Here is a 13,332-nt window from a genome sequence, read left to right on the forward strand (position 1 = left end):
GGCCGTAGGCCGCTGAACGGGGAACGGGGAACGGGTCTCCTGGCAGAGGATGTGAATCACCACAAGACACGTCCGCTGCAAGCCCAGGAGACCCGCCGTGCACCACCGTAATGCCCCGCTGACCCCGGCCGGACGCCTGCGTCTGATCGAACGCTGCCTGCACCGCCCTATCGCCCACGTCGCCGCCGAGGCTGGCATTAGCCGGCAATGCCTCTCGAAGTGGGTGAGCCGTTACCGGCAGCTCGGGGAGGCCGGGTTACAGGACGCCTCGAGCGCTCCGAAAGCCTCTCCAGCTAGGACATCGCCGCAGGTCGTCGAGCAGATCGAGGAGCTCCGGCGGGAGAAAAAGTGGTCGGCCCGAACGATCGCCGCGGAGCTGAACGGCCAGGGCGTGGCGATCAGCGTGAGCACGGTCGGGCGGTGGCTGGCCCGTCTGGGCATCAGCCGCCGTCGTGACCTCGACCCGACTGGCTCCTCCAACCGCAAGCCCGCGCAGAAGATCATCGCGCGCTATCCAGGCCACATGATCCACGTCGATGTGAAGAAGGTCGGCCGCATCCCCGACGGTGGTGGCTGGCGCGTTCACGGCCGGACCTCGGCCCAGCACCGCGCCAACCGCCGGGCCGCCGCACGCACACACGCCAAGTCCGCCAACGCCGCGGTCAGGACCGGCTACGTGTTCCTGCACTCGGCCGTGGACGGGTTCTCCCGGCTGGCCTACACCGAGCACCTGCCCGACGAGAAAGCCGTCACCGCGATTGCTTTCATGACCCGAGCCCGCGCCTACTTCGCAGCCCACGGCATCAAACGGATCACCCGGGTCGTCACCGACAACGGATCGGCCTACCGATCCGCAGCGTTCCTACGCGCCCTGAGCAACCTGGGCGTGAGCGTTCACCAGCGCACCCGCCCATTCACCCCGCAGCACAACGGCAAGGTCGAGCGCTACCAGCGGATCCTCGCCGAAGAACTCCTCTACGCCCGGGTCTGGACCTCAGAAACCCAACGCGCACAAGCCATCGCGACCTGGATCACCCACTACAACTACCATCGAGACCACACCGCTGCCGGGAACCAGCCCCCAGCCGCGCGGCTACGAGCCGGCGTCACCAACGTCATGAGCTGCAACACCTAGGGGGTGAACGCTGTCGCCGGGCCGAGAGGTGAATGATCGTGCCGATGTCTTCCGGGGTCGTCGAGAAGCTGCATGCAGACATGGCCGCGCAGGTCGCTGCGGGTGAGACGCCCGGGCTGGTGGCGGGGGTGGTGCGTGGCGACGAGGTAGACGTCTTCTGCGCGGGGCATCTCGGCCGAGAGGGCGAGGAGGTGATGCGGCGCGACACGATCTTCCGCATCGCCTCCATGACCAAGCCGATGCTGGCCCTCGTGGCGTTGCGGCTGGTCGACGCCGGGGTCTTCGGGCTCGACGAACCGGTCGGCCGTCTGCTGCCCGAGCTGGCGCGGCCTCGGGTGCTGCGGCGGCTCGACGGCCCGGTGGGTGACACCGTCGCGGCCGAAAGAGCCGTCACCGTGCGCGATCTGCTGGCCTTCACGGCCGGGCTCGGAGTGGTGATGGCGGCCCCGGGGCAGTATCCGGTGCAGGCCGAGATCGAGGCGGCGATCGGGGCGCCGGGCCCGCCGCGGCCGGCGAAGACCGTTCCGGCCGACGAGTTCCTGGCCCGGCTCGGCACCTTGCCCCTGCTGCACCAGCCCGGCGCGGAGTGGATGTACAACACGGCCAGTGACGTGCTGGGCGTGCTGGTGTCCCGGGCGGCGGGGGCGTCGCTCGGGGAGGTGATGCGCGCGTACCTGTTCGAGCCGATCGGTATGCGCGACACCGGTTTCTGGGTGCCGCCCGAGTCCGTCGACCGGCTGGCCGTCAGTTACACCTTCGACGAGACCTGGCAGGTGTTCGACCTGGCCCGGGGGGGTCAGTTCACGGCGCCGCCGCCGTTCGAGTCCGGGGCGGGCGGGCTGGTCTCCACGCTCGACGACTGCCTGGCCTTCAGTCGTCTCATGCTCGGTGGAGGGGTGTTCGAGGGGAGGCGGCTGCTGTCCGGGGAGCTGTTCGCCGAGATGACCCGCGACCAGCTCACCCCGGCCCAGAAGGCTCGTACCTTCTGGGTTCCCGGCTTCTTCGACACCCACGGCTGGGGATTCGGGATGGCGGTGCGCACGGTCGCGGGTGACGGCGAGTCCGTGGGCTCGTACGGCTGGAGCGGAGGGCTCGGCACGGCCTGGGCCTGCGACCCGGCGCGGCGCGGCGCCGGGATCCTGCTCACCCAGCGCGCGATGACCTCACCCGTGCCCAACCCGGTGATGCAGGCGTTCTGGTCGGCGGCCACGGCCGTCTGGGAGTAGAGGAGGGCCCTCAGGGCAGGGGCGGAAGCAGTTGCGGCTGAGCTGCTTCCGCGGCCGCGTCGGCCAGGGCGCCGGCGGGCAGGCGCCGCTCGAACAGGGCCCGGCGCGGTCCGTGTCCGGGAAGCCACTCGGTCAGGGCCTCGAGGCGGGCCGGATCGTGCATCCCGGCCAGGGCGATCGGCGCGGGGGAGCGGAACCGCCACGCCACCAGCACCACCGCCCCGAGCTCGCAACGGCCGAGACAGCCGGTGGAGATGAGGATCGCGCCGGTCGTACGTCGCGTGGCCTCGCGCAGTGCCGGGCTGAGGGGCTCGCCGCCGTTCAGACGGCACAGGGCCGCACACCGCTCGCCGGTGCAGGCCGCGATCACCGGGCCGGCGACGTCACCGCCGTACGTGCGGGCATCTTCGCTGGGGTCCTCGTCACCCCTCAGGTGCTCCCGGTGCGGTAGCGGCCCGGTGGTCAGATGATCGCCGGGCCGTCGAGGCTTTCGTCGCCTGCTCATGCCTCAGAACTGTAAGCCGAATGAAAACCATTCTCAACTAGAGAACCGAAACCAGCCCGGCGCGTCCTCAGGCACCCAGGTCGTACAGCCGCACCCCGTCGGTCATCGACGCCGCCGGGTGCGACGCGTCCAGCCGCTCCACGCACAACCGCAGCAACTCGACGATCCCCGGCGCCACCACCCGCCGCAGGTCTTCGTCCGACCCGATCACGATCACCTGACCTGCGACTCCGCCCGGTTCCGGCACGAGATCGACGGCGAGCTGGTTGCCCCCGCCGTCGGTGGCGAAACCGATCCAGTCGGGCGAGGTGTAGAGGCCCTTCACCGGGTCGGACTCCCGAACCTCGACCGCACGGTCGAAGTTCTCGGCGAGTTCCGCGGCGGTGTAGCCGTCGCGCACCTCTTTCCACCCCGTCCACCCGTCGGCGACCTTGGCCACCGGGTCGAAGCTCCACCCGTCACCGAACAGCGCACACACCCAGCGCCCCCGCTCACGAACGGTTTCCGCGTGCGCGCCGTGGGTCAGGTCGTACCAGTCGGCCTGGCCGTCGGCGAGCTGGTGCAGCCCGGCCAGATCGGCCGGCAGAGCCCGTCCGACCAAGGCCTCGGCCGCCTCGATCTCGGTGACCGGCGCGCCCGGCCGCACCAGTTCGTCCACCGCGTAACCGTTGCGGGCGAGGGCGTCGAGCAGGGCCGCCCAGGCGTCCTGCAGCTCGGCGCGGGGAGGGAGGATGTTGCTCACACGGACTCCTTCGGGGCGGGCTGGTACAGAGCGACGAGCACGGCGATCAGGCTGAGTACCACCTGCAACCCGACCAGGAGCGGATGCGTGGCCCCCAGGATCAGCGCCACCACGATCGACACGCTACCGATGACCGCCAGGTCGGGCCCCTTCATCGCCGACGACGCCAGCCCCGGTGGCAGCGCCCCCATCGGCGAGGCCACCAGCGGCCCACCGAACGTCGGCTCCGGCCGGTAGGCACCGCGCACGGCCGCCGCGGCCCAGGCCGGCGCGGTCAGCGCCCCGAGCAGCAGCCACCAGCCCGGATCCCCGAAACGCCAGCCCAGCAGCGCGGTCACGGCGAGGAACCAGAACTCCATCACCACGATCGGCAGCACCATCCGGGTGAGCCGCACCCAGCGCTGCCCGATCGGCAGCGCGGCGTCGAGAGCGGGGTTCATCTGCGCCCGGCGCGGTCCCTCGGCCGTGGCCAGCGAGGCCACGTAGGCCCCGAGCAGCAGCAGGACGATCGTGCTGGCCGGCCCCGGGTCGGGCACCAGCAGGCCGAGCACGGGCAGTCCCAGCGCCACCAGCACCTGGGCGATCTGCCGCGGGGTGCGGGCGAACAGCAGGGCGTCGGTGGTCGCCAGGGCGGCGGCCGGCCGCACGGGCTCGGGGACGCGTCGGAGCCAGGTCAGGGAGGACGAACGGGCTCGCCGGGGTGGTTCGGTGCGAACCGCGAGAGCCCGCCCGAGCGCGCGGGTGTCGAGCGAGAGCACCGCGAACAGGGCCTCGTCGGTCACCGCACCGCTGTGCCGCAGGCTCACACCGCGCACCTGGTCCAGGCGACGGTCCCAACGACGGGCGAGCACCACCGCGGCGATGGCGAGCAGCACCGCGACCGGGATGCTGAGCCGGTTCGGGGTCGGCGGTGCGGTGCGCAGCACGGCCAGGGTGATGCCCACCAGGGGGACCGCCGCGGCCACCGAGTCGGCCCCGATCCGCAGGGCCCGGTGCGCCCCCGGCCGGCTCTGCAGCAATCCGGCCGTGATCACGAGCGTCACCGTGAGTGCCGCGAAAAGGGCTGCGGTGCCGATCGTCGTGACCGCTCCGGCCGGCATCGCGAAGCCGATCGCGGCACCGCAGACCGCCCCCACCACCAGCCCGATCGCGGGCCACCGGTAGGCCGAGGGGCCCAGCAGCGAGCGCCGGTCGACGGGCAGTGCCAGCCACCAGACGCTCTCGGCGCCCGACAGCGACAGCGGCCCGAGCCGGGTGACCAGGCCGACGAAGGCGGCGACGGCGGCGATCGCGGGCAGCACCGCGATCCAGCCGACGTCCAGTCCCGGCCCACCGTGCGCACTCTGGCGCAACGGCCCCTCGTCGGGCGCGAGGCGGGAGGTCAGCGAGAAGATCAGGGTGGACGCCATCACGACGGCGAACAGCCCGACGTAGATGTCGCCGAGCAGATCGGTGACTCCGGCCCCGGACCGGAAGTTGCTGGCGTCCCGGGTCGCGCGCCGCACCTCGCGGCCCGAGGGCAGGGCTGGGCTCACAGCTCGTGCCGGATGATCTCGGCGCCACGCTCCGGCTCGACCACGCGCACCTCGGTGTCGGAGATGACCACCACCTGCGTGGCCGCCGTGGTGACGAGCTGGGGGTCGTGCGTGGCCATCAGCACACCGCCGCCCTCGGAGCGTTCCTCCACCAGCCAGCCCGCCAGGTCGTCGCGGATCGCGGCGTCGAGACGCTGCTCGGGCTCGTCGAGGATCATCAGCGAGCGCGGCCGGGCGAAGGTGGCCGCCAGCAGCAGACGCCGGCGCTGACCCGAGCTGAGCGCGCCGGGCAGGGCGTCGGACCGCTCGGTGAGCCCGAAAACGTCGAGCTGGTAGTCGGTCACACCGTCGGGGTCGTCGACGCCGTGGCCGTAGCAGGTGAGCAGCAGGTGCTCGCGCACGGTCAGGCTGGGGAAGAACGCCTCGTCGCCGAGCTCGGAGGCCACCGCCTCGCGGAAGGCCCGGCTGCGCTCGTCCAGGTCGGCGCCGAGCATCTCCATCCGCCCGCCCAGCGGCTGCAGCAGCCCGACCACCGTGCGCAGCAGCGTGGACTTGCCCGAGCCGTTCGACCCGACGACGGCCACCACGTCACCCGGCGCCAGGTCCAGCGTGATCGGTGGGCAGACCGGCAGCCCGTACCCGACTTCCAGGTCTTTCAGACTCAGCAGCGTCCCGGGCATCCGGGCCTCCCTCATTGACGATCTCCGGCCCGGGCCAGCCTAGATCTCTATCCTGAGGCGGTGAGACCATCCCAGCGCGCACAGGCCGTTCAGCCCTTCTACGCCATGGAGTTCGGCAAGCAGGCCGCGGAGCTCGAGGCGCGGGGGCATCACGTGGTCAAGCTGAACCTCGGGGAGCCGGACTTCGGGGCGCCGCCGGCGGTGCTGGCCGCGCTGGGCAAGGTGGCCGACGGTCGTCCGCTGCCCTACACCGGGGCCACCGGCCTGCTCGAACTGCGTGAGGCGATCGCCGGTTTCTACCGCCAGGAGCACGACGTCGAGGTGGACCCGCGGCGCATCGTGGTGACGGCCGGGGCCTCGGCCGCGCTGTTGCTGCTGAGCGCGGCGCTGGTCGACGCGGGCGACCGGGTGCTGATCAGCGATCCCTCGTACCCGTGCAACCGTCAGTTCGCCGAGAGCTTCGGCGCCGACGTGGTTCTCGTGCCCACGACGGCCGGCACGCGGTTCCAGCTCGACCGGGCCGCCGTGGAGACGAACTGGTCCGAGGGCACCCGCGGCATCATGATCGCCACGCCCTCCAACCCGACCGGCACCTCGGTCGAGGCCGGCGAGCTGAAGGCCATCTGCGAGTTCGCCGCCGCCCGTGACGCCTGGCGCATCGTCGACGAGATCTACCTGAACCTCGGCCCCCGCGACGCGGCCGGCCGGGCCCCGGCGAGCGTGCTGTCGATCGACCCGGACGCGTTCGTGGTCAACAGCTTCTCGAAGTTCTTCGGCATGACCGGCTGGCGGCTGGGCTGGTGCGTGGTGCCGGAGGAGTTCGTGCCGGTGATGGAGCGGCTGGCCCAGAACTACTACATCTGCCCGTCGACCCCGGCCCAGTACGCCGCCCTGGAGTGCTTCACGCCCGCGTCGCTGGAGGTGGCCGAGAGCCGGCGGCAGGAGTTCGAGCGGCGCCGTGCGGTGGTGCTGGACGGGCTGGAGGCCGCCGGGCTGCCCGTGCCGGTGCCGCCCGACGGCGCGTTCTACGTGTACTTCGACGTGAGTGGCACCGGCCTGAGCGCCTGGGAGTTCTGTGAGCAGGTGCTGGCCGAGAAGCACGTGGCCCTCACCCCCGGAAGGGATTTCGGCCGGATCGGGGCCGAGCGCTACGTGCGTCTGTCGTACGCGGCGTCGGTCACCGAGCTGCGGGAGGGCCTTTCCCGGCTGGCCGAGTTCACACGATCCCGCCGTTGACCCGCAGCACCTGACCGTTGACCCAGCGCCCGTCCGGACCGGCCAGGAACGCCACGGCCCCGGCGATGTCCTGCGGCGTGCCCAGGCGCTCCAGGGGCGGGGTCTTGGCCAGGCGCTCGACGGTCGCCTCGTCCTTGCCCTCGAGGAAGAGCTCGGTCGCGGTCGGGCCGGGCGCCACGGTGTTCACGGTGATGTCCCGGCCCCGCACCTCGCGGGCCGCGATCAGGGTCATCGCCTCGACCGCGCCCTTGCTCGCCGCGTAGGCCGCGTAGGCCGGGAACTGCAGCCCGAGGATCGACGTCGACAGCGTGACCACCGCCCCGCCGTCACGCACCCGGCGCACGGCCTCGCGCAGCACCACGAACGTGCCGCGAATGTTGGTGCGGTGCATGGAGTCCAGGTCGTCGAGGTCGAACTCGGCGATCGGGCCCAGCACCATCCGCCCGGCCGAGTTCACCACCACGTCCACCCCGCCGAACTCGGCCTCCGCGGCGTCGAACAGCGCCGCGACCGCCTTCTCGTCGGCGATGTCGGCCTGCACCGCCACCGCCCGGCCACCCGCCTCGGTGACCTCGCGCACGACCTGGGCCGCCGCGTCCTCACGCCCCGCGTAACCGACCACCACGGCCGAACCCCGCGACGCGAGGGTGAGGGCGATCTGCCGGCCGATGCCCCGGGAGGCCCCGGTGACGACTGCTACCCGCTGCTGGCTCATGGCTCCTCCAATGACCGACGATTCATTGCTACGGCATGACCGTATCGCCGGTAATCAGTATGTGCAAGCGCTGCTACTCAAAGGGCGTATCAGCGATTCGCAGCAGGCGGGGATGCGTCGGATCGTCGTGACCCACCACCACGTCGGCGTGGGCCCGCGGGTCCACCTCGGCCAGGTACCGGCGGCAGGCCGCGTGGTAGCGCTCGTCGAACAGCCGTGCGGCCCGCTCCGGCCCGCCGAGCAGCTCGGTGTCACGGGCCACTCCGCGCGCCCGGGCGGCCTCGAAAGACGCATCCAGATAGACGATCACATCCCACCCGGAGGCCAGCTCCGGCCGCTGCAGAAAGCTCCCCGCCGCGATCACCACGGTCTGAGGCGCCACCCTCACGAGCTCCTCGGGCACCGGCCGGTCGGTCGCGAGGTCACGCAGCCGCGGCCGGTAGACCCCTTCCGTCACCAGCCGGTCGAGCACCTCCCGCCGAACCGCCTCGGTGTCGTACGCGTCTTCGTAGTAGCCGTCGGCCGACTCCCGGCCCTGACGGTGCCGGCGCTCGCGGGGATGGTGGTAGTCGTCGAACGAGACCTCGACGACGGGCCGGCCCCGATCTCGCACGGCCCGCACCAGCTCGGCCGCGAACGTGGTCTTGCCGGATGCGGTGATTCCGTCGATGCCGACCCGTAACGGGTGACCGGGTCGCTGGACGGTGAGATGATCGGCGATCCGGCCGATCACGAGCGGCCGGGGCGAAGTGATCTTCGGGGGCTCCATGCCGGGGCAACCTACGCCGTTTTTCGTCGTCAGGAGGTCGTCATCACCGGCGTCGCCGAGAGCAGCCCGGGTCCGTCGCTGCTCGATCTGCTCACCCTCGAGGAGATCGACACCGATCTCTACCGCACGAGCACGCTGAACCCCGACCCGTTCGGGCTGTTCGGAGGGCAGGTGGCGGCCCAGACCCTGCGGGCCGCCGGGCACACGGTCGAGCCGGACCGGGTGGTGCACTCGATGCACGGCTACTTCCTGCGCCCCGGTGACCCGGAGCGTCCCGTGGTGTTCGAGGTGCACCGCGACCGTGACGGTCGCTCCTACTCGGCCCGGCGCGTGGTCGCGCGGCAGGGTGGGAAGGTCATCTTCAACCTGGCGGCCTCCTTTCACGTTCCCGAGGACGGCCCCGATCTGCAGGCCGGGGCCATGCCCGCCGAGCCGCTGCCCGGTCCGGACACGCCGCGGCTGCGGTCGGGCACGATCGGCGTGGACTTCTTCGAGGCCACCAGCCAGGTCAGTCGCGAGCCCTGGTGGGAGCCTCCGGTCGCGGGGGCGGGGCGGCTCGAGGACGCGCGGCCGTCGCGGGTGTGGGCCCGTCCCCAGTTGCTCCTCCCGCACGACGAACCGCACCTGCACGCCTGCGTGCTCACCTACCTGTCCGACATCCTCACCGGACTCTCCACTCTCACGGCGCCCGGTCCGGACACCCTGCTCACGAGCCTCGACCACGCCGTCTGGTTCCACCGGCCCGTCGACCTGAACGACTGGGTGCTCATGGATCTCACCGGCCAGTCGATCGCCGCGGGCCGGGGCATGTACTCCGGCCGGATCTTCGCGCGCGACGGGCGGCTGGTGGCCGGCCTGACCCAGGAGTCGCTGTTCCGGAAAGATCCCGCACGATCGGGAAGACCGCGCCGGGTGGTACGGGAGTAGCTCTTCAGAAGCGATTCTCGTCGAGCGGCGGGTGGGGCGGCGGATCGGACAGGAAGGCGTCGAGCCCGGGTGGGGCCACCCCGGCGTCCGCCACCGTGCCGCCGCGTTCCAGGTGGTCGAGCCAGGGCTCGCCGTCGGGCAGGGGCCAGCGGGTGCTGTCGGCGCTGGTGAACGTGACCTGGGCGAGCTGGTCGTCGAAGGCCCGCACGTCGACGTCCTGCAGCAGCTGCTGTTCGGTCCGGGTGAGCACGAGTTTCTTTGCGGGGCCGGTGTTCTCGGCGTGCTCCGGGTGAGTCTTGGCCGGGACGCCGTGGTCGCGGAAGTGCTGCAGCACCCGCCGGGCCTGCTCGGGCCGGGTCACCAGGTAGCGGAACCACGACAGGGTCAGCAGCGTGGCCCCGGCCTCACCACCGTGCGGGCCGATGACGATGTCCAGCGGGGACGCCATCGACAGGCGCCAGATGCGGGGCGGCCGGGCGTCGGACAGCTGGTGCAGGCTCCGGTTCTCGGTGCGGGCGCTGCCGAGCACCGAGAGGTCCCAGGTCACCTGGACGCGGTGGAAGAACAGGCTCAGGCCGCCGGGATCGGTGCGGGTGACGGCCCGGACCCGCAGGCGCGGGAGGTGGTCGTCGGCGGGTCGTGCGGTGCTCATGCTCTGCCCCCTCGGCTCCGGCGCGTCCGGAAGATTGAGAATGTCCCAGGAGCGGCCGCCGAGGGCATGGGGTCATGGTCTGAGGCCCGTTCACCCGTACGGCGTATTCGCCTGAGCGGGTGTTGTGGGCGGATTCCGGATGCGCGTTCTGCTGTCCCTGCGCCGGAGTATCATATTTGAATGTTCAACAACTCAGCTTTCCCGGAACCCGTCGTCGTCCGGGCCGAGGGGACGCCGCAGGCCGGTCCGCTGGTGGTGCTGCTGCACGGGCGCGGCTCGAACGAGGCCGACATCATCGGACTCGCCGGGCATCTGCCGCAGGGTGCGGAGTACGTGGCGGTGCGGGCGCCGATCGCCGAGGGCGGGGGCTTCGCCTGGTTCGCGAACCGGGGCATCGGCCGTCCGCGCCCGGAGTCGCTGCGGGAGACCATGGACTGGTTCACGACCTGGCTCGAGGCGTACGCGGGGGAGCGGCCGGTGTTCCTGGTCGGGTTCTCCGGGGGCGCGGCCTTCGCCGGTGGCCTGATCCTCGACCGGCCGGGGCGTTTCGCCGGTGCGGCGATCCTCTACGGCACGCTGCCCTTCGACGCGGGCGTGCCGGTCGAGGCCGATCATCTCGCCGGACTGCCGGTTTTCGTCGGGCAGGGCCTGGAGGACGCGGTGATCCCGCGTGAGTTGCTCGACCGCACCTGGTCGTACCTGACGGACGGCTCGGGGGCGGTGGTCCGGGCGCTGCGGGCCCCGGGTGGGCACGGCATCTCGGTGCCGGTGCTGGAGGAGCTGCGGAAGTGGCTGACGGAGCGCCTTTCGGCCGAGGGATGAGCGGTCGGGGCCACCTTCTCCGGAGAAGGTGCCCCGACGCGTCCCTCATCGGTCAGCTGAACAGGCCCCCGAGACCGCCGCCCCCGCCCCCGGCGGACTGGGCCTGCTGCGCCGCGGCGCTCCACTCGCTCGGCTGCACGATCACGAAACCCGGCCCGTGGAAGGCGTACTGGAACGCCTCGCCGGTGCCGCCGCGCAGCATCGAGCGCATGTTCATGCTGGAGACGATGTTCGGCACCAGGTTCGCCGACCAGGCGACCGCGGCCTGAACGTCGACGAAGGTGGGCTGCTGCGAGCAGTCGAGCACCACCGGCTGGCCGACCGAGACGATCGCGGCCGTGCCCTGCCCGGAGATGACGGTGTTGAACAGGCCCCCGGCCATCATGCCCGCGCCCTGCACGCGCTTGATGTCCCACTCCAGGGCCGCGTCGAAGGCGATCAGGTTCTGGCCGTTGACGCTGAGGGCGTCACCGGTGAGCTCGACCAGGTGGATGTACCCGGCCTCGTTGGCGAAGAACACCTCGCCCTGGCCGCTGACGCGCATGAGCGGGAGGTCTTCGTTGGTGAGGACCTTCTTGAGGAACTTGCCGACGCTGCCGGAGCCCTCGTGGTTGAAGGTGATCTGGCCCTGGTAGGCGACCATCGCCCCCTTGGCCGAGAGCACGTCAGGCCCGAGCGCGACCCGCAGCATCTGCGAGTTCTGGAGCGCGAACCGGTTCTGACCGTTGATCTCGAGATTCGACTCGTGGAACAGACTGCTCTGCATACGGCCAGCGTAGGGCGGCGGACGCGCTGTGGGCATGTGATCAACGCCCGGGAACTTTGGGCGCGCCCGCCGATCGGTTCGACGTGCGAACCGTCTCGGGCGGGTTCAAGGTCATCTCGTGACGACGACGCCGCACGAGCAGGGGAACGGACGTGTCCTGCGCAGTAATCTTCCCGCCCGCCTCGACCGGTTGCCCTGGTCGAGCTGGCACATCACCGTCCTCATCGGCCTGGGCACGGTCTGGATCCTCGACGGCCTCGAGGTCACCATCGTCGGTGCGCTCGGCGACCGGCTGACCGAGGCCGGCAGCGGGCTCGAGCTCAGCGCCGGGCAGATCGGCCAGGCCGCCGCGATCTACGTGGCCGGTGCCTGCCTGGGGGCGCTGTTCTTCGGGCAGCTCACCGAGAAGTACGGACGGCGAAAGCTGTTCATGGTCACCCTCGGCCTGTACCTGGTGGCCACGGTGCTCACCGCGTTCTCGATGAACGTCTGGTTCTTCTTCGCCTGCCGGTTCTTCACCGGTGCGGGTATCGGCGGTGAGTACGCGGCCATCAACTCGGCGATCGACGAGCTGATGCCCGCCCGGCTGCGCGGCCGGATCGACCTGATGGTCAACGGCTCGTACTGGCTGGGTGCGGCCGTCGGCGCGGCGCTCACCCTGGTGCTGCTCGACACCGACATCTTCCCGGCCGACGTGGGCTGGCGGCTGGCGTTCGGTCTCGGTGCGGTGCTCGGCCTGGTGATCCTTCTGGTGCGGCGGAACGTGCCCGAGAGCCCGCGCTGGATGACGATTCACGGCGAGCACGAGGAAGCTGAGAAGGTCGTCGGCGAGATCGAGCACATCGTCGAGCACCAGGACAAGCTTCACCTGGAGCCGGTGCCCGACTCCCGCGCGATCGACATCCACGAGCGCGGCCCGGTCCGGGTTTTCGAGATCATCCGCACGATGCTCCGGGACTACCCGCAGCGATCCGCGCTCGGGCTGGGCCTTTTCGTCGGCCAGGCGTTTCTCTACAACGCCGTGTTCTTCACCCAGGGCCTGGTGCTGACCACGTTCTTCGACATCGGCTCGGGCACGGCGGGGCTCTACATCATCCCGCTGGCGCTGGGGAACTTCCTCGGCCCGATCCTGCTCGGCCCGCTGTTCGACACCGTCGGCCGCCGGGTCATGATCACCCTGAGCTACGTGCTGAGCTCGTTCTTCCTGGTGTTGACCGGTGTGCTGTTCCAGAACGAGGTGTTCGGCGCGACCACGCTGACCATCGCCTGGAGCGTGGTGTTCTTCTTCGCCTCGGCCGGGGCGAGTGCGGCCTACCTGACGGTGAGCGAGATCTTCCCGATGGAGACCCGGGCCATGGCCATCGCGTTCTTCTACGCGGTGGGCACCGGGCTGGGCGGCATCATCGGGCCGCTGCTGTTCGGCAAGCTCGTCGAGACCGAGCGCTTCGGGGCCGTGGCCGGCGGCTACTACCTGGGCGCCGGGCTGATGTTCGCGGCCGGGGTGCTGGAGTGGTTCATCGGGGTGGACGCCGAGAACCGCAACCTCGAGGACATCGCCGCCCCGCTCTCCGCGAAGGCCGCGAGCAACCAGTGACCTGACGAGTGGCGGCCCGGGTGCATCA

General features: G+C 71.1%; 14 protein-coding genes. 6 read left to right on the forward strand and 8 right to left on the reverse strand.

The features are described 5' to 3' along the window. Positions 1-97 precede the first annotated feature (97 nt). Positions 98-1,135 (forward strand): IS481 family transposase, encoded by a 1,038-nt coding sequence (locus tag J2S57_RS15835; RefSeq protein ID WP_307241196.1) that lies wholly within the window; start codon positions 98-100, stop codon positions 1,133-1,135. A 44-nt stretch (positions 1,136-1,179) separates the two neighbouring features. Further along, positions 1,180-2,361: a serine hydrolase domain-containing protein gene (locus J2S57_RS15840; RefSeq protein ID WP_307251056.1), complete on the forward strand. Its 1,182-nt coding sequence runs from the start codon at positions 1,180-1,182 to the stop codon at positions 2,359-2,361. A 10-nt stretch (positions 2,362-2,371) separates the two neighbouring features. Here the strand turns inward: J2S57_RS15840 and J2S57_RS15845 are convergent, their stop codons facing one another. From J2S57_RS15845 to J2S57_RS15860, 4 genes are all read right to left on the reverse strand, one after another. Further along, positions 2,372-2,866 carry a (2Fe-2S) ferredoxin domain-containing protein gene (locus J2S57_RS15845; RefSeq protein WP_307243409.1) on the reverse strand — a complete coding sequence of 165 codons (495 nt, stop codon included), beginning with the start codon at positions 2,864-2,866 and terminating at the stop codon, positions 2,372-2,374. 67 nt (positions 2,867-2,933) lie between these two features. Continuing rightward, positions 2,934-3,608: an SMI1/KNR4 family protein gene (locus J2S57_RS15850; protein WP_307243411.1), complete on the reverse strand. Its 675-nt coding sequence runs from the start codon at positions 3,606-3,608 to the stop codon at positions 2,934-2,936. Then, complete coding sequence (locus J2S57_RS15855) at positions 3,605-5,143, reverse strand: DUF6297 family protein (RefSeq protein WP_307243413.1); 1,539 nt, start codon at positions 5,141-5,143, stop codon at positions 3,605-3,607. The genes J2S57_RS15850 and J2S57_RS15855 overlap by 4 nt, the downstream gene beginning before the upstream one ends. Then, positions 5,140-5,823, reverse strand: coding sequence for an ABC transporter ATP-binding protein (locus tag J2S57_RS15860; RefSeq protein ID WP_307243415.1), 684 nt, complete (start codon positions 5,821-5,823; stop codon positions 5,140-5,142). Before J2S57_RS15860 ends, J2S57_RS15855 begins: the two co-directional genes overlap by 4 nt. A gap of 60 nt (positions 5,824-5,883) precedes the next feature. On the opposite strand from J2S57_RS15860, the gene J2S57_RS15865 reads away from it, so the two are divergent. Beyond that, positions 5,884-7,059 carry an aminotransferase class I/II-fold pyridoxal phosphate-dependent enzyme gene (locus tag J2S57_RS15865; protein WP_307243417.1) on the forward strand — a complete coding sequence of 392 codons (1,176 nt, stop codon included), beginning with the start codon at positions 5,884-5,886 and terminating at the stop codon, positions 7,057-7,059. Here the strand turns inward: J2S57_RS15865 and J2S57_RS15870 are convergent. Both J2S57_RS15870 and J2S57_RS15875 read right to left on the reverse strand, forming a co-directional pair. After that, positions 7,040-7,774 carry an SDR family oxidoreductase gene (locus J2S57_RS15870; protein ID WP_307243420.1) on the reverse strand — a complete coding sequence of 245 codons (735 nt, stop codon included), beginning with the start codon at positions 7,772-7,774 and terminating at the stop codon, positions 7,040-7,042. The genes J2S57_RS15865 and J2S57_RS15870 overlap by 20 nt on opposite strands. 73 nt (positions 7,775-7,847) lie before the next feature. After that, complete coding sequence (locus tag J2S57_RS15875) at positions 7,848-8,543, reverse strand: nucleoside/nucleotide kinase family protein (protein ID WP_307243423.1); 696 nt, start codon at positions 8,541-8,543, stop codon at positions 7,848-7,850. Here J2S57_RS15875 and J2S57_RS15880 point away from each other — a divergent pair. Next, positions 8,484-9,470: an acyl-CoA thioesterase gene (locus J2S57_RS15880; protein WP_307243426.1), complete on the forward strand. Its 987-nt coding sequence runs from the start codon at positions 8,484-8,486 to the stop codon at positions 9,468-9,470. The two genes, J2S57_RS15875 and J2S57_RS15880, sit on opposite strands and share 60 nt — an antisense overlap. 4 nt (positions 9,471-9,474) lie before the next feature. Here the strand turns inward: J2S57_RS15880 and J2S57_RS15885 are convergent, their stop codons facing one another. Further along, the gene (locus J2S57_RS15885) at positions 9,475-10,122 is read right to left on the reverse strand and encodes a hypothetical protein (protein WP_307243429.1); all 648 of its coding nucleotides are present in this window, start codon (positions 10,120-10,122) and stop codon (positions 9,475-9,477) included. 180 nt (positions 10,123-10,302) lie between these two features. Between J2S57_RS15885 and J2S57_RS15890 the strand changes: the two genes are divergently transcribed. Then, entirely contained in the window at positions 10,303-10,944 is a 642-nt protein-coding gene (locus tag J2S57_RS15890; RefSeq protein ID WP_307243432.1) for an alpha/beta hydrolase, read from the forward strand. 52 nt (positions 10,945-10,996) lie between these two features. On the opposite strand, the gene J2S57_RS15895 is transcribed toward J2S57_RS15890, so the two are convergent. After that, a complete protein-coding gene (locus J2S57_RS15895) occupies positions 10,997-11,710 on the reverse strand; it encodes an AIM24 family protein (protein WP_307243433.1) in 714 nt (237 codons plus the stop codon). Between the two features lie 118 nt (positions 11,711-11,828). On the opposite strand from J2S57_RS15895, the gene J2S57_RS15900 reads away from it, so the two are divergent. Further along, positions 11,829-13,304: an MFS transporter gene (locus tag J2S57_RS15900; protein WP_307243435.1), complete on the forward strand. Its 1,476-nt coding sequence runs from the start codon at positions 11,829-11,831 to the stop codon at positions 13,302-13,304. Positions 13,305-13,332: the final 28 nt, after the last annotated feature.

The organism is Kineosporia succinea, from assembly GCF_030811555.1.
Classification (GTDB): domain Bacteria; phylum Actinomycetota; class Actinomycetes; order Actinomycetales; family Kineosporiaceae; genus Kineosporia; species Kineosporia succinea.